The organism is Duganella sp. sic0402 (genome assembly GCF_019219065.1).
Taxonomy (GTDB): Bacteria; Pseudomonadota; Gammaproteobacteria; order Burkholderiales; family Burkholderiaceae_D; genus Rugamonas.
Window position 1 is genome coordinate 514,631 of the sequence record NZ_JAHUWK010000001.1, and the last position, 26,201, is coordinate 540,831.

General features: G+C 62.6%; 22 protein-coding genes and 1 tRNA gene. 13 read left to right on the forward strand and 10 right to left on the reverse strand.

Annotated features, from left to right (window positions below):
* Window positions 1-75: 75 nt before the first annotated feature.
* Entirely contained in the window at window positions 76-798 is a 723-nt protein-coding gene (locus KW842_RS02225) for a PEP-CTERM sorting domain-containing protein (RefSeq protein WP_229223440.1), read from the forward strand.
* On the opposite strand, the gene KW842_RS02230 is transcribed toward KW842_RS02225, so the two are convergent.
* Window positions 795-1,370 carry a helix-turn-helix domain-containing protein gene (locus KW842_RS02230; protein ID WP_218302450.1) on the reverse strand — a complete coding sequence of 192 codons (576 nt, stop codon included), beginning with the start codon at window positions 1,368-1,370 and terminating at the stop codon, window positions 795-797. The two genes, KW842_RS02225 and KW842_RS02230, sit on opposite strands and share 4 nt — an antisense overlap.
* A gap of 115 nt (window positions 1,371-1,485) precedes the next feature.
* On the opposite strand from KW842_RS02230, the gene kbl reads away from it, so the two are divergent.
* From kbl to KW842_RS02245, 3 genes are read left to right on the forward strand one after another with little or no spacing between them, the layout of a single operon-like run.
* Window positions 1,486-2,688, forward strand: a complete 1,203-nt coding sequence (gene kbl, locus KW842_RS02235) for a glycine C-acetyltransferase (protein WP_218302451.1) — start codon at window positions 1,486-1,488, stop codon at window positions 2,686-2,688.
* Window positions 2,689-2,705: 17 nt separating this feature from the next.
* Window positions 2,706-3,674 (forward strand): NAD-dependent epimerase/dehydratase family protein, encoded by a 969-nt coding sequence (locus KW842_RS02240; protein ID WP_218302452.1) that lies wholly within the window; start codon window positions 2,706-2,708, stop codon window positions 3,672-3,674.
* 35 nt (window positions 3,675-3,709) lie between these two features.
* Complete coding sequence (locus KW842_RS02245) at window positions 3,710-5,086, forward strand: L-serine ammonia-lyase (RefSeq protein WP_218302453.1); 1,377 nt, start codon at window positions 3,710-3,712, stop codon at window positions 5,084-5,086.
* Here the strand turns inward: KW842_RS02245 and KW842_RS02250 are convergent.
* Together KW842_RS02250 and KW842_RS02255 are read right to left on the reverse strand one after the other, a co-directional pair.
* Window positions 5,067-6,263: a M56 family metallopeptidase gene (locus KW842_RS02250; protein ID WP_218302454.1), complete on the reverse strand. Its 1,197-nt coding sequence runs from the start codon at window positions 6,261-6,263 to the stop codon at window positions 5,067-5,069. The two genes, KW842_RS02245 and KW842_RS02250, sit on opposite strands and share 20 nt — an antisense overlap.
* On the reverse strand, window positions 6,253-6,633 hold the full coding sequence (locus KW842_RS02255) for a BlaI/MecI/CopY family transcriptional regulator (RefSeq protein ID WP_218302455.1): 381 nt from the start codon (window positions 6,631-6,633) through the stop codon (window positions 6,253-6,255). The genes KW842_RS02250 and KW842_RS02255 overlap by 11 nt, the downstream gene beginning before the upstream one ends.
* A 118-nt stretch (window positions 6,634-6,751) precedes the next feature.
* Here KW842_RS02255 and KW842_RS02260 point away from each other — a divergent pair, with 118 nt between their 5' ends.
* Window positions 6,752-8,674: a cytochrome c/FTR1 family iron permease gene (locus KW842_RS02260; RefSeq protein ID WP_255583225.1), complete on the forward strand. Its 1,923-nt coding sequence runs from the start codon at window positions 6,752-6,754 to the stop codon at window positions 8,672-8,674.
* Here KW842_RS02260 and KW842_RS02265 read toward each other — a convergent pair.
* The gene (locus tag KW842_RS02265; protein ID WP_218302457.1) at window positions 8,671-11,397 is read right to left on the reverse strand and encodes a bifunctional diguanylate cyclase/phosphodiesterase; all 2,727 of its coding nucleotides are present in this window, start codon (window positions 11,395-11,397) and stop codon (window positions 8,671-8,673) included. The genes KW842_RS02260 and KW842_RS02265 overlap by 4 nt on opposite strands.
* Window positions 11,398-11,543: 146 nt before the next feature.
* Between KW842_RS02265 and thrC the strand changes: the two genes are divergently transcribed.
* The 3 genes from thrC to moaD are packed head-to-tail and all read left to right on the forward strand — an operon-like array spanning window position 11,544 to window position 14,493.
* The gene (gene thrC, locus KW842_RS02270; RefSeq protein WP_218302458.1) at window positions 11,544-13,022 is read left to right on the forward strand and encodes a threonine synthase; all 1,479 of its coding nucleotides are present in this window, start codon (window positions 11,544-11,546) and stop codon (window positions 13,020-13,022) included.
* A complete protein-coding gene (gene glp / locus KW842_RS02275; RefSeq protein WP_218302459.1) occupies window positions 13,022-14,239 on the forward strand; it encodes a gephyrin-like molybdotransferase Glp in 1,218 nt (405 codons plus the stop codon). Before thrC ends, glp begins: the two co-directional genes overlap by 1 nt.
* Window positions 14,239-14,493 (forward strand): molybdopterin converting factor subunit 1, encoded by a 255-nt coding sequence (gene moaD / locus KW842_RS02280; protein ID WP_218302460.1) that lies wholly within the window; start codon window positions 14,239-14,241, stop codon window positions 14,491-14,493. The genes glp and moaD overlap by 1 nt, the downstream gene beginning before the upstream one ends.
* A gap of 1 nt (window position 14,494) precedes the next feature.
* Here moaD and KW842_RS02285 read toward each other — a convergent pair whose 3' ends face one another.
* Entirely contained in the window at window positions 14,495-14,740 is a 246-nt protein-coding gene (locus tag KW842_RS02285) for a hypothetical protein (RefSeq protein WP_218302461.1), read from the reverse strand.
* A 44-nt stretch (window positions 14,741-14,784) separates the two neighbouring features.
* Between KW842_RS02285 and KW842_RS02290 the strand changes: the two genes are divergently transcribed.
* Complete coding sequence (locus tag KW842_RS02290) at window positions 14,785-16,053, forward strand: TIGR03862 family flavoprotein (protein WP_218302462.1); 1,269 nt, start codon at window positions 14,785-14,787, stop codon at window positions 16,051-16,053.
* Here KW842_RS02290 and KW842_RS02295 read toward each other — a convergent pair.
* The 4 genes from KW842_RS02295 to hpnD form a co-directional block, all read right to left on the reverse strand.
* Window positions 16,040-16,846: a head GIN domain-containing protein gene (locus KW842_RS02295; RefSeq protein WP_218302463.1), complete on the reverse strand. Its 807-nt coding sequence runs from the start codon at window positions 16,844-16,846 to the stop codon at window positions 16,040-16,042. The two genes, KW842_RS02290 and KW842_RS02295, sit on opposite strands and share 14 nt — an antisense overlap.
* 10 nt (window positions 16,847-16,856) lie before the next feature.
* Entirely contained in the window at window positions 16,857-17,651 is a 795-nt protein-coding gene (locus KW842_RS02300) for a DUF1700 domain-containing protein (RefSeq protein ID WP_218302464.1), read from the reverse strand.
* Window positions 17,652-17,770: 119 nt separating this feature from the next.
* Window positions 17,771-19,138, reverse strand: coding sequence for a hydroxysqualene dehydroxylase HpnE (gene hpnE / locus KW842_RS02305; protein ID WP_218303070.1), 1,368 nt, complete (start codon window positions 19,136-19,138; stop codon window positions 17,771-17,773).
* A 52-nt stretch (window positions 19,139-19,190) separates the two neighbouring features.
* Entirely contained in the window at window positions 19,191-20,024 is an 834-nt protein-coding gene (gene hpnD / locus KW842_RS02310) for a presqualene diphosphate synthase HpnD (protein ID WP_218302465.1), read from the reverse strand.
* A gap of 120 nt (window positions 20,025-20,144) precedes the next feature.
* On the opposite strand from hpnD, the gene KW842_RS02315 reads away from it, so the two are divergent.
* Window positions 20,145-20,558 (forward strand): hypothetical protein, encoded by a 414-nt coding sequence (locus tag KW842_RS02315; protein ID WP_218302466.1) that lies wholly within the window; start codon window positions 20,145-20,147, stop codon window positions 20,556-20,558.
* Between the two features lie 142 nt (window positions 20,559-20,700).
* On the opposite strand, the gene hpnC is transcribed toward KW842_RS02315, so the two are convergent.
* Window positions 20,701-21,543 carry a squalene synthase HpnC gene (hpnC, locus tag KW842_RS02320; RefSeq protein WP_218302467.1) on the reverse strand — a complete coding sequence of 281 codons (843 nt, stop codon included), beginning with the start codon at window positions 21,541-21,543 and terminating at the stop codon, window positions 20,701-20,703.
* Between the two features lie 167 nt (window positions 21,544-21,710).
* On the opposite strand from hpnC, the gene KW842_RS02325 reads away from it, so the two are divergent.
* The 3 genes from KW842_RS02325 (at window position 21,711) to KW842_RS02335 (ending at window position 26,177) form a co-directional block, all read left to right on the forward strand.
* Window positions 21,711-22,832 (forward strand): efflux RND transporter periplasmic adaptor subunit, encoded by a 1,122-nt coding sequence (locus KW842_RS02325; protein WP_218302468.1) that lies wholly within the window; start codon window positions 21,711-21,713, stop codon window positions 22,830-22,832.
* On the forward strand, window positions 22,829-25,918 hold the full coding sequence (locus KW842_RS02330) for an efflux RND transporter permease subunit (RefSeq protein ID WP_218302469.1): 3,090 nt from the start codon (window positions 22,829-22,831) through the stop codon (window positions 25,916-25,918). Before KW842_RS02325 ends, KW842_RS02330 begins: the two co-directional genes overlap by 4 nt.
* A 172-nt stretch (window positions 25,919-26,090) precedes the next feature.
* Window positions 26,091-26,177 (forward strand) — tRNA-Leu (locus tag KW842_RS02335).
* The last annotated feature ends 24 nt before the right edge of the window (window positions 26,178-26,201 follow it).

A 26,201-nucleotide genomic window follows, 5' to 3' on the forward strand; every position in this document is an offset into this window, starting at 1 on the left:
TGGGGTTAACTTCGGTTTTGGTAGTGCGTCAGAGCAGGTGCTTGTAGTTCATCCATTTTCTTTAAGGGGAAAGTCATGATCAAGAAGCTATTACATCGTTTGCTGGCTGGGGTGTTGCTGGCAGCGGCAACCGTGGGCTCAGCCCAGGCTGTCAATTTTGTGGAAATCCAGAGCGACACGATGAGGTTTTTCTACGATGCCGATTTCTGGGGAAATAACGCGGTTTTCGCATCAGGCAACACGATCTCTCTTTATTTGAATGATGACTTTGACATACAAACCAGTTTGCACACCGCCACGCGGAGAGACATTCTTCAATCCGGCGAGTCAGCGTTGAGTGTATTTGCGGTGCGCAAGGATGGCGGCCCGATTCAAGCGTCAATATTTAGCCTGACCAAAACGTTCTTTGAGCTAGACGCGCACGGTAGTTCGGTCAGTGCTTATATGGAGGGGAGCGTGTTTGGCGGCGAGCTATCGAACGGCCACTTTGTCAATCTAGGCTCGCAAGGACTTTTCTCCGGTAGTGCCAGCATCGCTTCGGCCGGGACAGCCTACAGCGGCATGTTGACCTCGATTGCCGTCACCGATCCAATCTACGCGAGCTTTTCGGCGGTTGGCATTAGCACGCAATTATTGCTGGGGATTGGCCAACTCGGCTATGGCAGCGTGCGCGCCGATATGAGCAGCATCAGCTATACGTTTGACGTATCGACCATACCCGAGCCGCACAGCTATGTGATGGCGATGGCGGGGCTGGGCCTGGTCGGCTTTGCCGCCCGCCGCCGCAAACGCGCCTAACGGTGTATCACCACCAGCAGCGCCTTCGCTTCAGTTTTGCCGACGTTACGGATGATGTGCTGCTGGTCACCTGGGTAGCGCGCGGTCGCGCCCAGTTTGACTTTCTTCTTGCTTGCTCCTACTTCCACCTCCACCGAGCCGTGCAGCACTGTCAAATGCTCCTGCGCGCCGGGATCGTGTCCTTGCGAGGCCAGTTCGCCGCCCGGCGCCAGCGTCAATTCATACCATTCATATTTGCTGGCCAGTTCCAGCGGGCCGAGGATGCGCAGCACATAGCCCGCGTGCAGGCCGGGCAGGGTGGGGGTTTCGTGCGCGTCGACCACGCGGATAGTCTCCGTTTCGCGGTGTGCCGTCGCCAGTAGCTCACCGATCTGCACGCCCAGCGCATTGGCCAGGCGCCAGGTGATGGCGATGGTTGGATTGGCCTTTTCGCGTTCTATTTGGGATAACATGGACTTGGAAACGCCGGCGATGCGCGACAGGTCTTCCAGCGTCAAGCCGCGCGCCAGACGCAGTCGTTGCAGGGCGGCGCCGACTTCTGGCGGGGCATTGTTAGGAACAGGTATTGTCATTGTTATTGGGTTGCGGAGTTCACTGGATCGCTTTAAAATTCAATATATCGAATTTGAATTCGAAATAACGAATTTCGCATAAGATAGTGAAATCGTATCACATACAAGGACCATCATGAGCGATCAAAAAAGCAACTTCTACAGCGGCCTCCAGCAAAATCTGGATCAACTGCGCGAGCAGGGCCTGTACAAGCCGGAGCGCGTGCTTGCCTCGCGCCAGGGCGCGGAAGTGGTCAGCGACGATGGCCGGACCCTGATTAATATGTGTGCCAACAACTACCTCGGCCTGTCGGGCCAGGAGTGGGTGGCGCAGGCTTCCATCGACGCGACCAACAAGTATGGCTACGGCCTGTCGTCGGTGCGCTTCATCTGCGGCACGCAGACCGTGCACAAGCAGCTGGAGCAGGCGATTTCCCAATTCCTCGGCACCGAAGACACCATCCTGTACGCAGCCGCCTTCGACGCCAATGGCGGCGTGTTCGAGCCGCTGTTTGACGAAAACGACGCCATCATCTCCGACGCGCTGAACCATGCTTCGATCATCGACGGCATCCGCCTGTGCAAGGCGGCGCGCTTCCGCTACGCCCACAACGACATGGCCGACCTGGAGAAGCAGCTACAAGCGGCCGCCGACAAGCGCCATAAAATCATTGTGACCGACGGCGTGTTCTCGATGGACGGCACCATCGCTCAGCTGGACAAGATCGTCGCGCTGGCCGAGCAATACGGCGCGCTGGTGATGATCGACGAATGCCACGCCTCCGGCTTCATGGGCAAGACCGGCCGCGGCACGCACGAGCACCACAATGTGGTCGGCAAGATCGACATCATTACCGGCACCTTGGGTAAAGCGCTGGGCGGCGCCATGGGCGGTTTTACCTCCGGCCGCAAGGAAGTGATCGAGATGCTGCGCCAGAAGTCGCGTCCTTACCTGTTCTCCAACACGCTGGCGCCATCGATCGCCGGTGCATCGCTGACGGTGCTGGAGCGCCTGTCCTCGTCGACCGAGCTGCGCGACCGCCTGCACGAAAACACCGCTTACTTCCGCAAGGAGATCGAGCGCATCGGCTTCACCATCAAGCCAGGCACCCATCCGGTGGTGCCGGTGATGCTGTTCGATGCGCCGGTGGCGCAGAAGTTCGCCGCGCGGATGTATGAGTTGGGCGTGCTGCTCAGCGGCTTCTTCTACCCGGTGGTGCCGATGGGCCAGGCGCGCGTACGCGTGCAGTTGTCGGCGGCGCATACCCGCGAGCAGCTGGAGACCGTGCTGAGAGCATTTGAACAGGCTGGCCGCGAACTGGGCCTGCTGAAGAACTAAACATCAGGAATAATCAAATGAGTCAGCAAAAAATTCTCGTCATCGGCGCCAATGGCCAGATTGGCAGCGAACTGGTGGAAGCACTGGCCGCGCAGCACGGCGCACAAAACGTCATCGCCAGCGATGTCAGTCCGACCAATCTGTATGGCGCGGCGCGCTACACCACGCTGAATGTGCTGGACAAGCAGGCGCTGTGCGAACTGGTCACCGCCGAAGGCATCACCCAGGTTTACCAGCTGGCGGCGATGTTGTCCGCCACCGGCGAAGCCGCGCCGCTGAAGGCGTGGACGCTGAATATGGACGGCCTGCTGAATATTCTGGAAGTGGCGCGCGAACGCGGCGCCATCGGCAAGCCGCTGAAAGTGTTCTGGCCATCGTCGATTGCCGCTTTCGGCCCGAACACGCCGGCCGCCGATACGCCGCAGCTGACGGTGATGGACCCGACCACTATCTACGGCATCAGCAAGCTGGCCGGCGAGCGCCTGTGCGAATACTACTTCCTGAAATACGGCGTGGACGTGCGCTCGATCCGCTACCCCGGCATCATCAGCTACAAATCGCCACCGGGCGGCGGCACCACCGATTACGCCATCGCCATCTTCCACGCGGCGCTGCGCGGCGAGCGTTATGAATGCTTCCTCGGCCCGCAGACCACGCTGCCGATGATCTACATGCCGGACGCCATCCGCGCCACCATCGAATTGATGGATGCACCGGCGGAACAGGTCAAAGTGCGCTCTTCGTACAACGTGGCTGGCGTGTCGTTCAATCCCGAGCAACTGGCTGCCGCGATCACGCGCAAGCTGCCGGACTTCAAGATCGCCTACAAGCCGGACAGCCGCCAGGCCATCGCCGACTCTTGGCCGCAAAGCCTGGACGACGCCACCGCCACCGCCGACTGGGGCTGGACAGCACGCATCGGCGTGGATGAAATGGTCGACAGCATGCTGGCGAATATCGACGTCAGCCTGGGCAAGGCCGCCTGAGAGCGCGCCTCCAACGAGAAAGAGAGAGACAACAGATGGACATGAGCGTTTTTGATTTATTCAAAATCGGCATCGGCCCGTCGAGTTCCCACACCGTGGGACCGATGGTGGCGGCACGCCGCTTTTTGCAGGACAACGCTCCGCTGGATGACGTGACCGAAGTCAAGGCCGAGCTGTATGGCTCGCTGGCCCTGACCGGCATCGGTCACGCCACCGATAAAGCCGTGCTGCTTGGCCTGATGGGCGAAACCCCGCAAGGCGTCAATCCAGCGCAGGTAGACGCGCAGCTGGCCGCCGCCGAAGCGGCAGGGCAGCTTGCGCTGCTCGGCCAGCACGCTGTCCCGTTCAAGCGCGGCACGCACCTGATCTTCCACATGGCCGAATCGCTGCCCGAACACCCGAATGGCATGCGCTTCACGCTGACCCGCAAGGATGGTGGCGCCACCAGCAAAGTCTATTACTCGGTTGGCGGCGGCTTTATCCGCGAAGAAGGCGAGGAAGCGGCGGCAGTGGCTGCGATCGCCGTGCCATACCCGTTCGGCACCATGGACGAACTGCTGGCGCACGGCGTGCGCAGCGGCTTGACCATCCCGCAGATGCTGCGCGCAAATGAGTGCGCCCGCATCAGCGACGAAGAGTTGAACGCCGGCCTGGATAAAATCTGGCATGTGATGCGCGACTGTATCGTGCGCGGGCTGGAAACGCCGGGCCAGCTGCCGGGTGGCTTGAACGTCAAGCGCCGTGCCGCCAGCCTGTGGACGCAGGCGCGTGCCAACATCAGCAATCCGAACAGCCTGCCGCACGATGCGATGCACCAGGTCAGCCTGTACGCGATGGCGGTAAACGAGGAAAACGCCGCCGGTGGCCGTGTGGTCACTGCGCCGACCAATGGCGCCGCCGGCATTATCCCGGCCGTGCTGCGCTACTATGCGGAAGACTGCAAGCCAAGCGACCCAGCCACCGGCGTGCGCAACTTCATGCTGACGGCCGCTGCGATCGGCATGCTATGCAAACGCAATGCGTCGATCTCCGGCGCGGAAATCGGCTGTCAGGGCGAAGTCGGCGTGGCGTGCGCCATGGCGGCGGCGGGCCTGGTGGCGGCACTGGGCGGCAGCAATGGGCAGATCGAGAACGCCGCCGAAATCGGTATCGAACACCATCTGGGCATGACCTGCGATCCCATCGGAGGGCTGGTCCAAATTCCCTGTATTGAGCGCAACGGCATGGGCGCCGTCAAGGCCATCACGGCCGCCTCGCTTGCTCTGAAAGGCGACGGCACCCATTTCGTCAGCCTCGACGAAGTGATCGAAACCATGCGCCAGACCGGCGCCGACATGCAGGCCAAGTACAAAGAAACCTCGCTGGGCGGCCTGGCGATCCACGTCATCACCGTTAATCACGCTGCCTGCTAACGTCCAGTTGCAGTTTGAAGTTGCCGACGGCGACGGCTGCGGTTTCGTTGATCGCTACCAGCAGTCCTGGGCTGCTGACCACTTGGTCGTCATGTTTGATGAAGGCTTTCACGAACACGGAGGTGTCGCTGGCTTTGCTTAGCAGCAGCTCCGTGCGCCATATGCCATCTTTCCCTTGGCTGGCCACGGCGGCCGGTACGCCTTCCTGCATCAGCAGCGTGGGCGCGGACGTTTCGCCGCCGGCGTTCAGCTTCATCTTGACCAGGTATTTGTCTGTACTTTCCACGCCGGCGTTGGCTGCCATCGCGCCGTAGCCGCATGCTGCGATAAAGGTGGTGACAGCGATGCGGCCCGCTACGCGGCGAAACATGCTGGGAGGCGTTTTCTGCAATTGCATGAGGCGTTCCTTGAGTGGATGAGTGGACTGCCATTGGCAGTGGATCAGTGCTGTTTGCGTGGATATCTGCGTTTTCAGCATGGCGTCGGCGTAGCTGCGTTTTAGCAGCGGATGGTCGAGCATGACAACCGCGTCGCACGCCAGTTCCTGATCCTGCCGGAATCGGCGCGCGGCCAGGTGCACCAAAGGATGAAACCAGAGTGCGCACTGAATCGCCGCGCAGATGGCATTCATCAGCGGATCGCAGCGGTGTACGTGTACGGCTTCGTGAGCGAGTATCAGCTGCTGCTCTTGCGCTGTATAGCGCGTGGCGAAATCTGCCGGTAACACAATCATCGGCCGCCAGAGACCGACGACGGCGGGGCCTGCGTCGGTACGCTTGCTGTGATAGATGTCGCCATCGCGCCGCAGTAGGCCAATATGCTGGCGGTAGCGCCGGTGCGCGACGCCGTACCAGGCCAGCATCGCCACGGCGACGACCAGCCAGGCCGCCAACAGCCACTGGTGCCATTGCGGGCCAGTGCTGGCGGGGGATGCGCCTGCGCCGGCATTGGCGAGATGATGTAGCGGCGCGACGATCGGCTGCACTGGCGCCGGCATATGCGCAGACGACAACGTGGCCATCGCCAGCATTGCGGCCGGCACTGCGGCCCAGGCCATATAGGCTATTCGCGCGCCGAATGCGCGGCGTAGCGGCACGCGGGCGGCGCATAGCAGCGGAATTACCACGCTGGCAATCAGGCTGGCGGAGATCAGTGTGTGCAGGATGTCATTTGCCATCGCTCAGCTCATCAACAAGGCGCTTCAGTTCATCGAGATCGCTGGCGCTCAGTTTGCCGTGTTGACCGAAATGCGCTACCAGCGGAGCGATACGCCCGCCGAACAGGCGCTGCACCATGCTGCCGGTCTCTGTCACCAGCCATTGGTCGCGCGTCAGGAGAGGTGAGTAGAGAAAGCGCCGGCCATCCTTCTCGGCGCGGACAGCGCCTTTCTTGAGAAGCCGATTCAGCAGGGTCTTGATGGTGGCGACCTGCCATGCTTGTTGATCGCTGAGTTCTGTCACGACTTCTTCCGCCGTTCGCGGACTGCCCCGCCACAGCACTTCCATGACTTGCGATTCAGCCTCGCTAATGTGGACAGTTGATTTCATATGGTTAACGATTACATATGTAATCAATCATGTCAATGCTTCTTCTGCAGAAATGATGGAATTGTCTTATAGTCACCGGCTTGAATAAGCGATGACAATAAGAATCATGTTGATGACGATGAAAATCTGGTTTCGGTGCGTGTTAATAGCATTGCTGGCAATTGGTACTGCAAGCGCGCAGGCGAGCGATCCCAGCGCGGGCGCCAGGCAGTTGTGGCAGTTGATTGACTACGTTGCGGTCGATTACGGCGGTGCGGTGGAAAACGGCAAAGTGGCCAGCACCTCAGAATATGCGGAGATGCTGGACTTTACCGACAACGCCGCCAAGCAGGCTGCGGGCTTGCCGCCGCATGCCTCTCAGGCAGCGGTAGTGGCCGCAGTGACTGACCTGCGCGCCGCGGTCATGGCCAAGGCCGATGCCGCCGAAGTGAAGCGCCTGGCACACCACGCCAATGCCTTGCTGATTGCCGCCTATCCGATTCCGGTCGCACCCAAGGCGCTGCCGGATCTGGCGCGTGGCGCGGCGCTGTATGCCGCGCAGTGTGCCTCCTGCCACGGTGCGGTGGGGCACGGCGACGGACCGCTTGCAGCATCGCTGGAGCCCAAGCCGATTGCCTTCTCTGACACCGAGCGTGCGCAATCGCGCAGCCTGATGGCGCTGTACCAGGTGATTTCGCAAGGCGTGGAGAGCACCTCGATGGCCAGTTTCGCCGCCTTGCCGGAAGCGGACCGCTGGGATCTGGCCTTCTTTGCCGGAGGCCTGTCCTTCGACGCTGCCGCGCGCGCGCGTGGCGAGAAGCTGTGGAAGGAAGATCAGGCGCTGCGTGCGCATTTCCCGGACCTGTCCGCAGTCACCACGCTGACGCAGGAGGCCATCGCCGCGAAAATCGGCATGGAGAAGGCGCACGACCTGAGCGCCTACATCCGCAGCCAACCGGCGCAGGCCGAAGCCAGCAAGCCAAGCGGCCTGGCGCTGTCGCGTACGCGCCTCGCTGAAAGCCTGGCTGCCTTGCATGCGGGCGACCGCGCTACGGCGACCAATCTGGGCCTGTCCGCTTATCTGGACGGCTTCGAGCCTATCGAACCGGTGGTCGGCGCGCGCAACAAGTCGCTGCTCACGGCTGTCGAAAGCGCCATGCTGGCTTACCGTTCCGCCGTCGCCAACGGCGATGTCGCACGGGCTGATGCGGTGGGCAAGGAACTGGCGCAGCTCTTCACGCTGGTCGAGGCCGAGCTGGGTGAAGCCAAGGCTGACCCAATGACCACCTTTGTCGGCGCGCTGACCATCCTGCTGCGTGAAGGCGTCGAGGCGCTGCTGATCGTGATCGGCATCATCGCCTTCCTGCGCAAGGCGCAGCGCAAGGACGTTATGGCTTACGTACACGCTGGGTGGGCCGGCGCGCTGGCCGCCGGTGTGCTGACCTGGGTAGTGGCGACCTATCTGGTGACGATCAGTGGCGCCAGCCGCGAAGTCAGCGAAGGCGTCGGCTCGGTGTTTGCCGCGCTGGTGCTGTTGAGTGTCGGCCTGTGGATGCACCAGAAGAGCAGCGCCGGGCGCTGGCAGGAGTACCTGAGCGAGAAACTGTCGGCGGCGATGAGCCGCAAGACCGCGTGGAGCTTGTTCGCGCTGTCCTTCATCGCCGTGTACCGCGAAGTGTTCGAGACGGTGCTGTTCTACTCCGCGCTGGCGGCGGATGGCAACGGCGGTGCACTGCTGGGCGGCTTCATCGCGGCGGTGCTGTTGCTGGCGGTGATCGCCTGGGTGCTGCTGCGCTCCAGCGCCCGCATGCCGATCGGGAAGTTCTTCGCCTGGACATCGGGCTTTGTCGCGGTACTGGCGGTGATCCTGATGGGTAAAGGCGTCGCCGCCTTGCAGGAAGCCGGCTGGGTCGGCGTGACGCCGGTCAGCTTCCCGCGCATCGACCTGTTGGGCGTGCTACCGACCGCAGAAACGCTGGGCACGCAAGCCTTGGTGCTGCTGATCTTGCTGGCCGGCTTTAGCTTCAACCGCTTCGCTGCGTCGCGCCGCGTGAAGTCTTAATTCTCCAGCAGGGCGCGGAAGGCGTCCGGCGCGAGCGGCTTGCTGAAATGGTAGCCCTGCATCTCATCGCAATGCTGCTCGCGCAGGAATTCCAGTTGTTCCACCGTTTCCACGCCTTCGGCTATTGTGGTCAGGCCAAGGCTGCGCGCCATATTGATGATGGCGCTGACGATGGCCTTGTCCTCGGCGTCGGTACTGATGTCGCGCACGAAGGACTGGTCGATCTTCAGCTTGTAGACCTTGAATTTCTTCAGGTGGCTGAGCGACGAGAAGCCGGTGCCGAAATCGTCGATCGACATGCGGATTCCCCGGTCGTGCAGCTGGTTCATGGTGGCGATGGCGCCTTGCGGGTCTTGCAGTGCCACGCCTTCGGTCAGTTCCAGTTCCAGATACTCGGGCGGCAGGCCTTCTTCATATAGCACTTGCGCCACATGCGAAGGCAGGTCGGCGGTGCGGAACTGGATCGCTGACAGGTTCACCGCCATGACGATCGGTGCATGGCCGGCGTCCAGCCAGGCACGGGCCTGGCGCACGGCCTGGCGCAGCACCCAGTCGCCGATCTGGATAATCAGGCCGCTTTCCTCGGCGGCCGGAATAAATTCGGCTGGTGACACCGTGCCCAGCTCCGGCGTACTCCAGCGCAGCAGCGCTTCCGCGCCGATGATGCGGCCGGTCTTTAGCGATACCTGCGGCTGGTACACCACATGCATCTGGTCGCGTTCCAGCGCGTAGCGCAGCGCGTTGACCAATTGCAGATGCCGCGCGGCGCGCTGCTGCATGGCGGCGGTGAAAAAGCGGAAGTCGTGCCGGCCGGCGCGCTTGACCTGGTACATGGCGGCGTCCGCCCGTTGCAGCAGGGTTTCCACATCCAGGCCATCTTCCGGATACATGGCGATGCCGATGGATGCCGAGACTTTCAAGTCGTGCAGGCCGACCGTGTAGGCCTGGCCGGTCATGTCCAGCAGCTTGCGCGCGACATCGCTGGCTTCGCTGCTGCCGACGTTGCGCAGCACGAAGATGAATTCGTCGCCGCCCAGCCGCGCCACCAGGTCGCCGTCGCGCAGGCAGCTGCTCAGGCGCAGCGCCAGTTCAGACAGCAGCGAATCGCCCACGGTGTGGCCCAGCGAGTCGTTGATGTCCTTGAAGTGATCCAGGTCCAGCATCATCAACGCCAGCGAGCTGCGGTTGACGCGGGCCTGCTCCAGCAGGTGACGCGCGCGCTCATGTAACTGCGAGCGGTTCGGCAAGCCGGTCAGCACATCGTAGTGTGCGAGGTAGTGCACGCGCTGGTCGGTCTGCTGGCGTACGGTTTCGCGGTCGAAATTCTTCAGCGCGAATTCGATATCCAGCGTCATTTCCAGCAGCAGTTCGCGCACTTCGTGGTCGAAGGCGTTGAGGGTGCTGGAGTAGGGGGCGAAGAAGCCGATGATTTCGCCGTCGCGGCGCAGCGGTATCGCCGCCGATGACGCCCAGCCGTAGCGCATGCCGTGCGCATGCCAGTAAGCGGTTTCCGGGGCGTGCTGGTAGTCCTGGCACCAGTACGGCTGGCCGCTGTGGTAGGACAGGCCGATTGGACCGCGTCCTTCCGGCGTATTCGGGTCCAGCGACACTTCCAGCTGGTCGAGATATTCGACGCCGCCGCCAAACGACGCGGCCACATTGATGCGGCCATGCTCCTTGTCGATCAGTCCTATCCACGCCATTGCCATGCCGCCGTAGCTAACCACGTCGCGGCAGATGCGTTCAAACAGCTCGGTTTCGCTGTGGCTGCGCACGATGGCCTGATTGCACTGACTGAGCGCGGAGTACAGGCGGCTGATGCGCTGGATGCGTTGCAGCGCCTCGATGCGCTCCGTATCCAGCCGCGCCAGGCTTTGTTGGGTATGGGCCAGCCAGCTCCACACGCTGTCGCGCACCTTGTCCGGCACATTCAAGGGCTCGGAGAAGTCGCCGCGCCCCAGTTTCTCCATGCCGGCCCGCAGCTGATCAACCGAGCAGCCAAGCGAGTCGTCCAGCCGGCGCTTGGCGCGCCATACCAGCAGCACCAGTACCACCGAGCTGCACATGAAGGCGAAGCGCGCCAGGTTGGCGTCCAGCGCGGTTTCCTCGACCGCCTGGCGGGTGCGGCGGTCGACACTGTCGTTGACGGCGCCGATGGGCCGCATGATGTCAGCCTTGGCGCGATGGTAGGCGCTGTCGTGCAGCATGGCGGTGGCGCCGCTGATGTCGCCGGCGGCGCGCAGGTCCATGGCCGCGACCTCGATGCCGACCAGTTTGTCCGATTCGTTCTTGGCGGCGGCCAGCAGCGCCAGTTCCTCGGGCGCGAAATGCGCTTCCCGCATCAGCTCCATCAGCGGCACGGTGACGCCGGAGGAGCGCGGCCGCTGGCCATTGGCCAGTACCAGGTCCCAGTAGACGTTTTCATAATTCTGCGGGCGCGTGGCGCGGCCTTCGCGGATGTCGACGATTTCCTGATAGTTGAGGCGGTAGCGCGTATCGCCGGTGGCGACATAGGTGCGCGCCATGCGGGTCAGATCGTCGGAAGACTGGCGTAGTTCCTCCACCAGGTTATGCGAGGCGTAGCGCAGTTCATTCGCCTGGTCGATGCGTTTCTCGGTCCAGACGTAGAGCATGAAGGCCACAGCCACCAGCAGCAGGGTGCCGAAACAGGCCCACAGATAGCTGACAAATTGGGTTTGTGACGAACGAGCTGGCGACTTCATGATGTTGAACGGTGACACGGTGAAGTTTGACAGTATATGGCATGACCATAAAACAACGTGAATTTCACCGGAACGCGCGAGTCACACTATAATAAGCCCTCGCCTTTGAACCGTCCTGCAGCTCAACTGGAATTTTCTTCTTATCTATGCAATACGTGTCTACCCGCGCCGCCTCGTCGGCCGCCGCTTCGTCTTCCCAACAATTTTCGGACATCCTGCTGGGCGGCCTTGCTGCTGACGGCGGCCTGTTCCTGCCTACCGCCTACCCGCAAGTGACCGGCGCGGAGCTGGATGCATGGCGCCAGCTGTCCTACGCCGACCTGGCATTTGAGATTCTGAAGAAGTTCGCGACCGATATTCCGGAAGCCGACCTGCGCGCGCTGACCGCCAAGACCTACACCAAGGAAGTCTACAAAAACGTCCGCCAGGGCGAGAAGGCCACCCAGATCACGCCGCTGCGCGTGCTGGAAGAGGGCGAGAATGGCGCCAGGCTGGTATTGCAAGCGCTGTCCAACGGCCCGACCCTGGCCTTCAAGGACATGGCCATGCAATTGCTGGGCAATCTGTTCGAATACGCGCTGGCCAAGCAAAACGCCGAACTGAATATTTTCGGCGCCACCTCGGGGGACACCGGCAGCGCCGCTGAATATGCGATGCGCGGCAAAAAAGGCATCCGCGTGTTCATGCTGTCGCCGCACAAGAAAATGAGCGCCTTCCAGACCGCGCAGATGTTCAGCCTGCAGGACCCGAACATCTACAACATCGCCATTGAAGGCGTGTTCGATGATGCGCAGGATATGGTCAAAGCGGTGTCCAACGACCTGGAATTCAAGGCCAAATACAAGATCGGCACGGTCAACTCGATCAACTGGGCGCGCGTGGTGGCGCAGGTGGTGTACTACTTCCGTGGCTACCTGTTGGCCACCACCTCCAACGACCAGAAAGTATCGTTCACCGTTCCATCGGGTAATTTCGGCAATATCTGCGCCGGCCATATCGCCCGCATGATGGGCCTGCCGATCGATAAGCTGGTGGCAGCCACCAACGAAAACGATGTGCTGGACGAATTCTTCCGCACTGGCGTGTACCGTGTGCGCAAGCCGGCCGAGACTTACCACACCAGCAGCCCGTCGATGGATATCTCCAAGGCCTCCAACTTCGAGCGCTTCGTCTACGAACTGGTGGGTCGCGACGGCGACCGTACCCGCGCACTGTTCCAGAAAGTGGAAACCCACGGCGGCTTCGACCTGTCCGGCAAGCCTGGCAGCGATGGCGACGAGTTCAAGCTGGTGGCGCAATATGGCTTCAAGTCCGGCAAGTCGACCCACCAGGACCGCGTCGACACCATCCGCGACGTGGCGGACGACTACGGCATCGTCATCGACACCCACACCGCTGACGGCATCAAGGTGGCGAAAGAGTATATGGAACCGGGCGTGACGATGATCGTGCTGGAAACCGCGCTGGCGGCCAAGTTCAACGAAACCATTCTGGAAGCGCTGGGCGAGGATGCCGAGCGTCCCGAAGGCTTCGAGAGCATCGAAGACCTGCCGCAGAAATTCGTGGTCATGAAGCCGGATGTCGCTGCCATGAAGGCCTACATCGCTGCCAACACGGGCCTGTGATGAGCGAACCGCGTAAGCCGATGCTGTCGGTCAGCGAAGCGCTGGCGCAGATGCTGGGCGCCGCGCGCCCGGTGGCGGAAGCGGAGTTGATCCCGACGCTGGCCGCCAATGGCCGCGTGCTGGCCGAGGCGCAAGTCTCCGGCATGAACGTGCCGGGCGCGGACAATACGCAGATGGACGGCTACGCAGTGCGCGCCGCCGATTGCGCCAGCGGCAGTGCGGCGCTGACGGTATCGCAGCGGATTCCGGCCGGCCATGTCGGCCAGCCTTTGCAGCCGGGTACCGCCGCCCGCATCTTCACCGGCGCGATGATCCCGCAAGGCGCAGACGCGGTGGTGATGCAGGAGCAGTGCGAGCTGGCGGGCGATGTGGTCACCATCAGGCATGCGCCCAAGTCCGGCGAGTGGATACGCCGCGCTGGCGAAGACATCACCAGCGGCAGCGTGGTGCTACCGGCTGGCACGCGCTTGCGCAGCCAGGAACTGGGCCTGGCCGCATCGGTTGGCCTGGCGGAATTGCCGGTCAGGCGCAAGCTGCGCGTGGCGGTGTTCTTCACCGGCGACGAGCTGACCATGCCGGGCGAGCCGCTGGCGCCGGGTGCGATCTACAACTCCAACCGTTTCACGCTGCGCGCTTTGCTGGAAAACCTGGGCTGCGAGATCACCGACTTCGGCATTGTGCCGGATTCGCTGGACGCGACCCGCTCGGTGCTGCGCGAAGCGGCGCAGGGCCATGACCTGATCGTCACCTCCGGCGGCGTATCGGTCGGCGAGGAAGACCATATCAAGCCGGCGGTGGAAGCCGAAGGCAAGCTGAATATGTGGCAGATCGCCGTCAAGCCGGGCAAGCCGCTGGCGTTTGGCGAAGTGGGGCAGACGTTCTTCGTCGGCCTGCCGGGCAATCCGGTATCGAGCTTCATCACCTTCATGCTGTTCGTGCGGCCGTTCGTGCTGCGTTTGCAGGGCGTGGAAGCTTCGGTCGCGCCGCGTGGCTTCCAGATGCGCGCCGACTTCGAGTGGCCCAAAGCCGACAAGCGCAACGAGTTCCTGCGCGCCCGCATCAACGAGGCGGGCGGCGTGGAGCTGTTCCGCAACCAGAGTTCCGGCGTGCTGACGTCCACCGTGTGGGGGGATGGCGTGATCGACAATCCGCCCAACAACCCGATCGCCGCTGGCGACCTGGTTCGATTCATCCCGTTTAGCGAGTTATTGTACTGATGGTTATTACTGTAAAATTTTTTGCCAGCGTGCGCGAAGCAGTCGGCGCGTCGTCGGAATCAATGGCGCTGCCGGACGGCGTGGTGACCGTGGGCGCGCTGCGTGAGCACCTGGCCGCGCGCGGCGAGCAGTGGGCGCAGGCGCTGGGGCATCCGGCGCTGCGCATGGCGTACAATCAGGTGATGTGCGACGCCAGCACGGCGCTGGCCGACGGCGCCGAGGTGGCGTTCTTCCCGCCGGTGACCGGGGGCTGATTTACTTCTTCGCGTGCTTGTCCTTGTAGGCCGTGGCGACATTGTCGCAGGCCGGGCAGGCCATGGCGTTGCGGAAGCGGCGCCACGCGGTGTAGGTGAACACGCCCGCCGCGATCAGCGCCCATGAGGCGGCGCTGATGTAATCCTCCTTGGCGGTCGAGCCCTTGAACCATTCCACCGCCGCCAGTATCGCAAACAGCGGCACGGCGGCCAGCAGGAAGCGTTTAATCCAGAATAGCGCGCCCATCGTCTCTCCCTTGCTTATTAATTATTGAATATTGGACCGAGTGCATGCAGTCTAGTTTGACACCTTTTTGCGTCGCCGTCATCGGTGGCGGCCCCGCCGGGCTGATGGCCGCGCAAACGCTGGCGCAGGGCGGGGCGCAGGTGGATGTCTACGACGCCATGGCTTCGGTCGGCCGCAAGTTCCTGTTGGCGGGGCGCAGCGGCATGAACATCACGCATGCGGAGCCGTATGCTGATTTTGTAACGCGTTACGGTAATTCTGCGGAAGCGTTGCGGCCGATGCTGGATGCGTTCGGGCCGCAGCAGGTGCGTGATTTTGTGCGCGACCTGGGGCTGGAGACGTTTGTCGGCACCTCCGGGCGGGTGTTCCCGACCGATATGAAAGCCGCGCCGCTGCTGCGCGCCTGGGTGCACGCGGTGCGTGAACGCGGCGTGCAGTTCCATATGCGGCATCGCTGGCTGGGCTGGCAGGATGGTGCGCTGCGTTTTTCTGCACCAGGCGAGGACGGTACGCCGGCCGCACGCGAAGTGCTGGCGCGCCCGGACGCGGTGATCCTGGCGCTGGGCGGCGGCAGCTGGGCGCGGCTTGGTTCCGATGGCAGCTGGATGCCGGTGCTGGCGCAGCGCGGCGTGGCGCTGGCGCCGCTGGCGCCGTCCAATTGCGGCTTCGATGTCGACTGGAGCGCGCATTTCAGTGAGCGCTACGCTGGCGAACCGCTGATGACCGTGGCCGTCATCGCCCGCGACGCGCATGGCCAGGAAATGCGCAAGCAGGGACAGTTCGTGGTGACGCAGGGCGGCGTCGAGGGCAGCCTGATTTACGCGCTGTCCGCCGCGCTGCGCGACCAGATCGCGGCCGAAGGCGGTACCACCATCTGGCTCGACCTGCTGCCCGATCTGAGCGCTGACCGTGTGGCCGATGAAGTGTCGCGGCCGCGTGGTGCGCGCTCGATGGCCAGCCATTTGCAGAGCCGCCTGGGCATCAAGGGCGTCAAGGCTGGCTTGCTGCGCGAGTGCCTGAGCAAGGAGCAATATGGCGACGCGGCGCATCTGGCACGCGCCATCAAGCGGCTGCCGCTGCGGCTGGCGCGTCCGCGCCCCATCGATGAAGTGATCAGCACCGCCGGCGGGGTACGCTGGGACGCCTTGCAGGGGACGATGTTGAAAGCCGTGCCGGGCGTGTTTGTGGCCGGCGAAATGATCGACTGGGAAGCGCCGACCGGCGGTTATCTGCTGACCGGCTGTTTCGCCAGCGGCGTTGCCGCCGCCCGCGATGCGCTGGCGTGGCGCCAGCGCGAGCTTAGTCCCAGCTAACTTCGCCGGAGCCGGTGCGGTTGACGTTGCGCTGATTCGGGTTGCCCAGCACGCGGATATCGCCGCTGCCGTGCAAGGTCAGTTCGGCCGACTGCTTGGCGAAAACGTGACTGGTGCCGGAGCCGCGCAGGTTGACTGTCACCGCATCGGCCGCCAGGTGGCGTGCATTCAGGTCGCCGGAGCCGGTCAGTTCCACTTCAAGCACCTTGCAGCTGCCGGACGCCGTGATCTGGCCGGAACCCATCATTACCAGCTCAACGTGTTCGCTGCTACCGGCATTCAGATTCAGATTGCCGCTGCCATGCAGGCCGCCGCTCAGCGAGCGATAGCGTCCGCTGAACGCCAGATTGCCCGAACCGTGCAGCTGCAATTCCATACGTTCACCGTTAAATCCGGACACCTTGGTGTCGCCGCTGCTGCTGATCGCCAGTTCCTCCAGCGACGGTAGCACCAGTTCCACCTTCAGGCGATGGCGCGGATTCAGCAGCATGCCCTTGGTGCCGATGTGCAGGTCGCGGCCATCCTGAATGGTTTCCACATTGCCCAGCGAACGCTGTTCGCCGCGCACCCGCAGCGAGGCGGTCGGGCCCTGGGTCAGCGTCAGATCTATTGGGCCGCTCAGCTCCACCACGGTGGCCATGGCATCGATCTTGCGGGTTTCGCTGCTCAGCGAGCGGCCGGCGTTGCTGGCCGGGCTGCTGCTGCCGTAGGCCTTCAGCATGCTATAGCTGACGCCGACCAGGGCAAACGCCAGCAGCAGCAAGCCGGCGCCGATTTTCATTAATGCTCGCATGGTGTACTCCTCAACGCCCGCGCAGCAGCGACATATTCATCGCCGCATAGCGCCTCAGGCCTAGCATGGTGTAGCGCGTCAGCACGATGCTGATCAGGCACAGGCCGATGCCGCCCAGGATCAGCCCCAGCCCGATCAGCGACTGCGTGGTGCGCGCACCGCTGTCGAAATCGGTGGTGATGAAGACATCGCCAGTGGCGACGGCTTCGGCGCGGTTCAGCAGCTGGCCGCTGCGGCTCAGGCCTTCCTCGCGGGCGCGTGCTTCATCCGGATTGTCCTTGTTGACCTGCACGCCCATGCTGTCGATCGACACGCGCCAGCCCTGCGCCTCTTCCTCCTCGGTGCGGCTGTCGAAATGCGAATTGGTGAATTCCATGATGTGGCGCAGCGGGCCTTCCAGCGCCAGTTCGTTCTGGCCCGACAGTCCGCTGGCGGTCAGCGCCACGCCGCCGATGTAGAAGCCGAACGCGGCAATATAGATCGCGCCCAGCAGGCTGGCGTAGACCATGGCCGGGATCACCATGAACAGGTTGAAGATAGCCAGGCCGATAAACGACACCACCACCCGTGCCAGGTTGAACGGGGTTTTCTTTTGCTCGAAAGCGCTCAGATGGGCGTTGGCGCGCAAGGTCATGGCGATCTTGCGCGGCTCGTCCAGCTCCTGGTAGACCTCGGCCTCGCTGCGCCCGGCGACCAGGCCGTCAATGAAGCGCTGCTCGTAGTAGGCCAGCGTCTTGGCCACCGTTTCCGGCGGCAGACCTTGCATGGCTTGCTTGAGCGCGTCGAGGTAGTGCTGCTTGGTCATAGTAAATCCATAATATTGCTTGCCTTTTGGCCGATGATGCCACTGTACGCATCCGGACGTCCGGGTGCCACAGGCATGTGACAGGCTGCATAAATGGCGGAACAGGCGACCAAAACGGGCTACTGGACGGTGTTGCGCTGGAGCAGCCTGGCTGCGGCAACACCGCTGCGCACCGCCGATTCCAGGGTGGCCGGGTAGTCGCCGGCCGTATAGTCGCCCGCCAGCACCAGGCCGGGCAGGCCGGTGGCGTTGTCCGGACGGACCAGTCCGGGGGTGCAGGCGTAGGTGGCGCGCTTTTCGGTGATGACCTTGAACCAGGCCGGACGGCCCAGCTCCGGACGCTGGAAATCCACCGCCAGCTGCACCGCCACCGCTTCGGCCAGCAATTCCTGTGGCTGGGCGGCAGCCGGGCCGGAGGCGCTGATGATGACCGCCAGCAGGCCGGCCTGGCTGGCGTCCAGTTGGCCGCGGTCAAACACGAACTGGCCGTAATGGTGGCTGTACGGATCGTCCTGCAAGGCATAAAACGGCAGTTCCAGGCGGAGGCCGGCGTCATATTGCAGGTAGACGGTGGTGATGGCTTCCGGCTCGAAGGCGGTCAGCTGGCTGCATAGCTGGCTGGTGTCCTGCGCCGCAATGTCGTGCAGCAGCGTGGCGGCCTGGCTGGCGCCGGTGGCGATCACCACGCCGCTGAAATAGGTGCTCCAGGTGCCGCCGACGGCTGAACCGCTGATGTCCAGCTGCCACAGCCGGCTTTCGATCGAATGGATGGCTTGCACTTTGGCGCCGCAGCGCACCGAGCCGCCATGCGCGTCGACGTGGGCGGCGGCCGCTTCCGGAAACAGTTTGCTCAGGTCGGCGCGCGGCAGCAGCATGTCCGAGGCGCGGCGCTTGGCGCCCAGGCTGTCGCGCAGCACGTTGAGGAAGACTTGCGCCGAGGCGCGTTCCGGCGGCGTGTTCAGCGCCGCCAGGCACAGCGGGCGCCACATCAGCCGGGTCAGACGTTCGGTCTGGTCGAAGCGCTCCAGCAGTTCGCTGACGCTGCAATCGGTGTTCAGGCGCCAGCCCATCCAGCGGGCGGCGGTGGAAAAGCGCGCCAGGCTGAGTTTGTCTTCGCGGGTCAGCCCCTTGGCCTTGAGCAGCGCCGCCAGCAGGTGCAGCGGCGCGGGCAGCGGCAGGGCGGGCGCGACAAAGTCCATGCCATTGGTGTCGGGCGGGTAGCGCATTTGCAGCGGCAGCGTCAGCAGTGCCTGCTCGCGGTCGACGCCGGTCAGCTTCATCAGTCGCAGCGCTTCGCTGTAGGCGCCCAGCAGGATGTGTTGGCCGTTGTCCAGTTGGGCGCGATCGGTGTCGACCCGGCGCGCGCGGCCGCCCAGGGTGCGCGCGGCTTCCAGCAGCGTTACCTTGTAGCCGGCCTGCGCCAGTTCGACGGCCGCGCTGCAGCCGGCCCAGCCGGCGCCGATGACAGCCACCGAGCGCGAACTCATGCCCGGTTCAATGTGGCCGCGCTTGTCCGCCGGTGTGCCGGCGATGTCGTGCTCAGCCACGGATATAGGTCTTCCATGCCAGCCACAGCTTGCGGATCGGCGTCAGCGAAATGCGGTGTTGCAGCACATGGTAGCCGTCCGCCTCCACTTCGCTCAGCAGCGTGCGGTAGATGGCGGCCATCATCAGGCCGGGGCGCTGGGCGCGGCGGTCTTCTTTCGGCAGCAGCGCGTAGGCTTCGTCATAAGCTTGCTGGGCGCGCGCGATCTGGAACGCCATCAGCTTCTCGAACTTGTCGGTATGCTTGGCGTTGAGGATGTCGGCGGCGGTGACGTTGAACTGCTGCAGCTCGCTGATCGGCAGGTAGATGCGGCCCTTGCGCGCATCCTCGCCGACGTCGCGGATGATGTTGGTCAGCTGGAAGGCATGGCCCAGTTTTTCGGCGAATTGCAGTGTTTGCGGATTGGTGACACCGAAAATGCTGGCCGACAGGATGCCGACCACGCTGGCGACGTGCCAGCAGTATTTGCTGAGCGCGGCGTAATCGAGATAGCGGGTCTGGTTCAGGTCCATTTCCATGCCGTCGATAATCGCCTGCAGGTGCTCTTCCTTCAGCTTGTACGGCTGGATATGCGGTTGCAGCGCCTGCGTGACCGGGTGGGTCTGCGCGCCGGCATACATATTGTTGATTTCTTTGCGCCACCAGGCGAGCTTGATGCGGGCGACCGATTCGTCGGTGCATTCATCGACGGTGTCGTCGACTTCGCGGCAAAAGGCATACAGGGCGGTGATGGCGCGGCGACGCTCCGTCGGCAGGAACAGAAAGCTGTAGTAAAAACTGGAGCCGCTTTGTGCGGTCTTTTGCTGGCAGTAGTCGTCGGGAGACATGTATAAAATAGCAATGGAGCTGTTCGAAGCCGCTATTCTATAGGAAGGGCATAGACTGTGGTCTGCAAACTGTATCGATTGAGGATACAATATGTTACCTTTGACCGGAGTCCTGTACATATGAATTATCGGATTGTGACCGCGCTGATCGTTCTGCCAGTGATCGCTGGGTGCGAGGGCTCGTCCGCAGAGGACACTGCGCCGATGAAAACCGCCACTTACTATACGCAGCACCTCGACGAGGCGCGCGCGGTAGCCAATCGCTGCAAGCTGATGGATGTGCAAAAGCAGCGCGAGCTGAGTCTGGGCGATTACCAGGAGTGGCAGATTTCCAATGAAGGCGTGAATTGCCAGACGGCCTTGTCGGTATCGGAGGCGGCGTCGGTACGCGAGCTGGTGCTGAAGCAATCCAAGCCGCCGGCGCCGGTCGCCACGCCGAAAGTCGCGCCGCCGCCGTCATCCGCCGTCCCGGCCTTGCGCGGCCAGAGCGACAACCAGAAACTCAACGCCGCCCAGACGCTCGCTCCTGTGTAAGGGCGTTCAGCTTGCCGTCATTGCGACGCTTCGCTGGCGGCGATCTTTGCGTCAACTTCTTCTTGGGTCATGTCGGCCTGATGCGGCTCCGGATCTGCTTAACCAGTACAGGCTGGCCGCTGCGGGCGTCAAATGAGTTGGGTCAAGCGGTGCGCAGCGCGGCTTTCAGTTGCTTTTTCATGCGCAGCGAGGCCCAGAAAATTCCCATCCAATCACGCTTGGTGAGCTTGGGGCGGTGCAGGAATACGTCGTATTCGACCGCTTCGATCGCATCCAGGATGCGCAGGCCGCCTTGCACCACCATGCGCAGCTCGAAGCCGATGCGGCCCGGCAGCCGCAAGGCCAGCGGCGCGCCGCTCAGCAGTAACTGACGCGCGCGATCCACTTCAAACCGCATCAGCGAGCGCCAGCGCGGGCGGGCGCTGACGTGATCGAGCGCCGCCGGCGACACCGCATAACGGTTCAGGTCTTCCAGCGGAATATAAATGCGCTCCTTGTGCAGGTCGATCGCCACATCCTGCAGGAAATTGATCAGCTGTAGCGCCGAGCAGATCGCATCCGAATCGCGTACGTTTTCCTCGTCGGCCGCGCCGTACAGATGCAGCATCATGAAGCCAACCGGATTGGCCGAACGCGCACAGTAATCCAGCAGCGCGTCGAAGGTCTGGTAGCGCGACACCACCACATCCTGCTTGAAGGCCGACAAAAGCTCATACATGGGCTTGAGTGGCATATCATATTCCCGCACCACCTGCGCCAGCCGCTCGAACATCGGCGTGTGCTCGCTCGCGCCTTGCGCGATGCGGTCCAGTGCCGCTTCGTAGCCCTTCAGCGCTGCCAGCCGTTCTTCAGGCATGGCGTCGCCTTCGTCGGCCAGGTCGTCGGCGCTGCGGGCGAAGGCGTAGATGGCTTCGACAGCCGGGCGCAGGCGCTTGGGCAGCAAAACAGAGGCAACAGGGAAGTTTTCGTAGTGGTCGACCGGCATAGAACGGACAGGCGTCGGGCGCCGGTTTGATGTTTTTCCAGCGCGTAATAGTAGTTGGATCTTGAAACAAGAGCAAGGCTAAATAAATGACGCCAAGGTCATTTGCAAAGATGGTTGTTCGGCTTATAATCAATAAATAACCCTTCAGTCATTAAAAGGATGCGGTCGTGTCTACTCTCAAGAATGTGCTGCTGGCTGCCTCGGCGCTGGCTCTGCTGGGCGCCTGTTCCAAGCAGGTGGAAAAAACCGAAGACATCCGCCCGGTGCGGGCGATACAGCTGGCTGCCAGCGATGTCGATGTCAATGCCGAATTTTCCGGCGAAGTAAAAGCGCGGGTGGAATCGCAACTGGGCTTCCGTGTCGGCGGCAAGATCGTCAGCCGCAAGGTGGACGTGGGCACGCTGGTCAAAAAAGGCCAGTTGCTGATGCAACTGGACCCGCAGGACCTGCAACTGTCGCAGGCACAGGCACTGGCCAGCTTGCGCTCGGCCGAAACCAATCGTGATCTGGCCAAGGCCGAACTGGCGCGCTATCAGGAATTGCGCAGCAAGAGCTTCGTCAGCCAGGCGGTGCTGGACGCCAAGGAATCCACTTATAAATCGGCGCAGGCGCAGGTGGATGCCTCGCAAGCCGCCTATCGCGGCCAATCCAACCAGGCCGCGTATGCGGCGCTGTTGGCGGATGTGGATGGCGTGGTGACGGCGGTCAGCGCGGAAATCGGACAGGTGGTCGCGGCCGGCACGCCGGTGGTGAAGGTGGCCAAGTCGGGCGAGAAGGAAATCGTCATCGGCATACCGGAGGATAAGGTGGACACGCTGCGCAGGGTTGAGGACGTACAGGTGCGCCTGTGGGCCGATCCGAACAAGGCCGTGCCGGGCAAGATCCGCGAAATGTCTCCGGTGGCCGATCCGTCCACCCGTACCTACACCGCCAAGGTGTCGATACCGGACTCGCTGGCCGAGGCCAAGCTGGGCATGACGGCGGTGGTGCAATTCGCCTCCAAGACACCAGTGCCGCAGATCAAAGTGCCGCTGACCGCGCTGTTCTATGAGAAGAAAGCCAGCTCGGTGTGGATCGTGGAGCAGGGCGCCGTCAAGCTGGTGCCGGTGAGTATCGGCGGCGTGGCCGGCAACGATATCGTGCTGTCCAGCGGCGTCAAGCCGGGCCAGACCGTGGTGACGGCCGGCGTCAACCTGCTGAAGCCGGGCCAGAAAGTGAAAATCCTGGGCAATGATCTGCCTGTGGCCGCACCCGCCGCTGCGCCCGCCGTCGCCGGGGCCGCCAAATGAAGGAAGGATTCAATCTTTCACGCTGGGCGCTGGAGCATATCCCGCTGACCCGCTACCTGATTGCCGTGCTGCTGATCGGCGGCTTCCTCAGCTACAGCAATCTGGGCCAGGATGAAGATCCGCCGTTCACCTTCCGCGCGATGGTGGTGCAGGCCCAATGGCCGGGCGCGACCGCGCTGCAGATGGCCGAGCAGGTCACCGACAAGCTGGAGAAAAAGCTCCAGGAAACACCGGGCATCGATGAAATATCCAGCTACTCCAAGCCGGGCGAAACGCTGATTATCCTCAAGCTGCGGGAATCCACGCCGCCGAAAAATGTCGCCGAAGCCTGGTATCAGGTACGCAAGAAGATCGGCGACATCAAGCTGACGCTGCCGTCCGGCGTGCAGGGGCCGTTCTTCAACGATGAATTCGGCGATACCTACGGTTCGATCTTTGCCCTGTCCGGCGACGGCTTCACCTATGCCGAGATGAAGGACTACGCCGACTTCGTGCGCCAGCGGCTGCTGAGCGTGCCGCTGGTGTCCAAGGTCGAGCTGTTCGGCGTGCAGGATGAGAAGATCAATATCGAGTTCTCGCACAAGAAATTTGCGCAGCTGGGCATTTCCTTCGAGGCCATCGTCAACCAGATCGCCACGCAGAACTCGGTGGAGTCCACCGGCGTGCTGGTGACGCCAACCGACAACCTGCAAGTGCGCGTGACCGGCGCGCTGAAAACCGTCAGGGACCTGGAAAACCTGGAGCTGCGCGCCAATGGCACCACCTTCCGCCTGGGCGACTTCGCCACCGTCAAGCGCGAATACCAGGACCCGCCGGGCAACAAGATGCGCTTCAACGGCAAGGAAGTGATCGGCCTGGGTGTGTCGATGGAAAAGGGCGGCAATATCATCCAGCTCGGCAAGCACATGGAAAAGACCGTGACCGAGCTGAAGGCCAAGCTGCCAGTCGGTATCGAACTGGAGCGCGTATCGGACCAGCCTGAGGCGGTGAAAGCCTCGGTGGGCGAGTTCGTGCACACGCTGATCGAGGCGGTGCTGATCGTGCTGGGCGTCAGCTTCGTCGCGCTCGGCCTGCACAGCAAGCCCAAGCTGCGGCTGGACGTGCGTCCGGGCCTGGTGGTGGCGCTGAGCATTCCGCTGGTGCTGTCGGTGACTTTCCTGTTCATGCGCATGCTGGACATCGACCTGCACAAGATTTCGCTGGGCGCGCTGATCATCGCGCTGGGCCTGCTGGTGGACGACGCCATCATTGCGGTCGAAATGATGGTGCGCAAGATGGAGGAGGGCATGTCGCGCTTCGACGCCGCCACCTTCGCCTATAAATCCACCGCCATCCCGATGCTGACCGGCACGCTGATTACGGTGGCGGGCTTCCTGCCGATCGGCCTGGCCAAATCGGCGGCCGGCGAATATACCTTCTCGCTGTTCTCGGTCAATGCCTTGGCGCTGGTGATTTCGTGGGTGGTGGCGGTGACCTTCACACCTTACCTCGGCTACGTGCTGCTGAAAGTCAAGCCGCACGCCGATGGCGGCAACGACCACGACCTGTTCGATACGCCTGGCTTCCGCCGCTTCCGCGCGCTGGTCAACTGGTGCGTCGAGTACCGCTGGATCACCATAGCCGCGACGCTGGCGGTGTTTGCGCTGGGCGTGTACGGCTTCAAGTTCATCGAGAAGCAGTTCTTCCCTGACTCCAGCCGTCCCGAACTGATGGTGGAGATGTGGACGCCGGAAGGCACGACCTTTGCGGCCAACGAGGCGCAGGTGAAGAAGTTTGAAGCCTTCATCCGCAAGCAGGATGGCGTGCTGAGCGTGACCAGCTATGTGGGCACCGGCTCGCCGCGCTTCTACCTGCCGCTGGACCAGATTTTCCCGCAGACCAACGTGTCGCAGATCGTGGTGCTGCCGAAAGACCTGAAGGCGCGCGCCGCGCTGCGCGACAAGATCGTCGATGTGTTCAAACACGACTTCCCGGAAGTGCGCGGCCGCGTCAAGCTGCTGCCGAACGGGCCGCCGGTGCCGTACCCGGTGCAGTTCCGCGTCACCGGCACCGAAGTGGAGAAGGTGCGCGCGATTGCCGACCAGGTCAAGGACATCATGCGCGCCAATCCGAACACGCTGGGCGTCAACGACAACTGGAATGAATCGATCAAGGTGCTGCGCCTGGATCTGGACCAGGACAAGATGCGCGCGCTGGGCGTCACCTCGCAAACGGTGATGCGCGCCGCCAACACCATCCTGTCCGGCACCACCATTGGCCAGTTCCGCGAAGGTATCAAGCTGATCGACATCCGCATCCGCCAGCCCCTGGACGAGCGGGCGACGATTTCGGTGCTGAACGACACGAATATCCCGACCGCCAGCGGCAAGTCGGTGCCGATCAGCCAGCTGGCGCGCGCGCACTTCGTGTGGGAGCCGGGCGTGGTGTGGCGGGAAGGGCGAGACTGGGCGATTACCGTGCAATCGGACGTGGGCGACCACATCCAGGGCCCGACCGTGTCCAGCCAGATCGAGCCGCAGCTGAAGGCGCTGCGCGACGCGCTGCCGGCTGGCTATGCGATCACGGTCAAGGGCGCGGCGTCGGACAGCGGCGCGGCGGAAGCGTCGATTGCCGCCAATTTGCCGCTGGCGATCTTCCTGATCTTTACGCTGCTGATGCTGCAGCTGCATAGCTTCTCGCGCGCGCTGCTGGTGTTCCTGACCGGACCGCTGGGTGTGGCGGGGGCGGCAATGGCCTTGCTGCTGCTGGGCAGGCCGCTGGGCTTTGTGGCCAATCTGGGCATTATTGCGCTGTTTGGCATGATTATCCGTAACTCGGTGATTCTGGTTGACCAGATCGAGCAGGATATCAAGGCGGGCCACGATCCGTGGACGGCGATCGTTGAATCGGCGGTGCGCAGGTGTCGTCCGATTATCCTGACGGCGGCTGCGGCTGCGCTGGCGATGATTCCGTTGTCGCGTTCCGTATTCTGGGGGCCGATGGCGGTGGCGATTATGGGCGGGCTTATTCTGGCCACAGCGCTGACTTTATTGTTCCTGCCAGCGCTGTATGCAGCCTGGTTCAGAGTGAAAAAGCCTATTAAATAAGCAAACGGTGTATTTTTTTAGCGGAATGTTGGCGACATAGTAAAAATCGTCACCATTCCGCTAAAAACCCGTTAGAATATCGCGTTGAAGTTGAAAGCTCCTGCATCAAATAGCAGGAAGAGGGCGACCCTTTTCACTTACAGGTCGCCCTTTGCTTTTGTGCAAACATGCCGCGAGGATGGCGAAATTGGTAGACGCACCAGGTTTAGGTCCTGACGCCAGCAATGGTGTGGGGGTTCGAGTCCCCCTCCTCGCACCAACTGTACTTTTTATTTTTTGGACG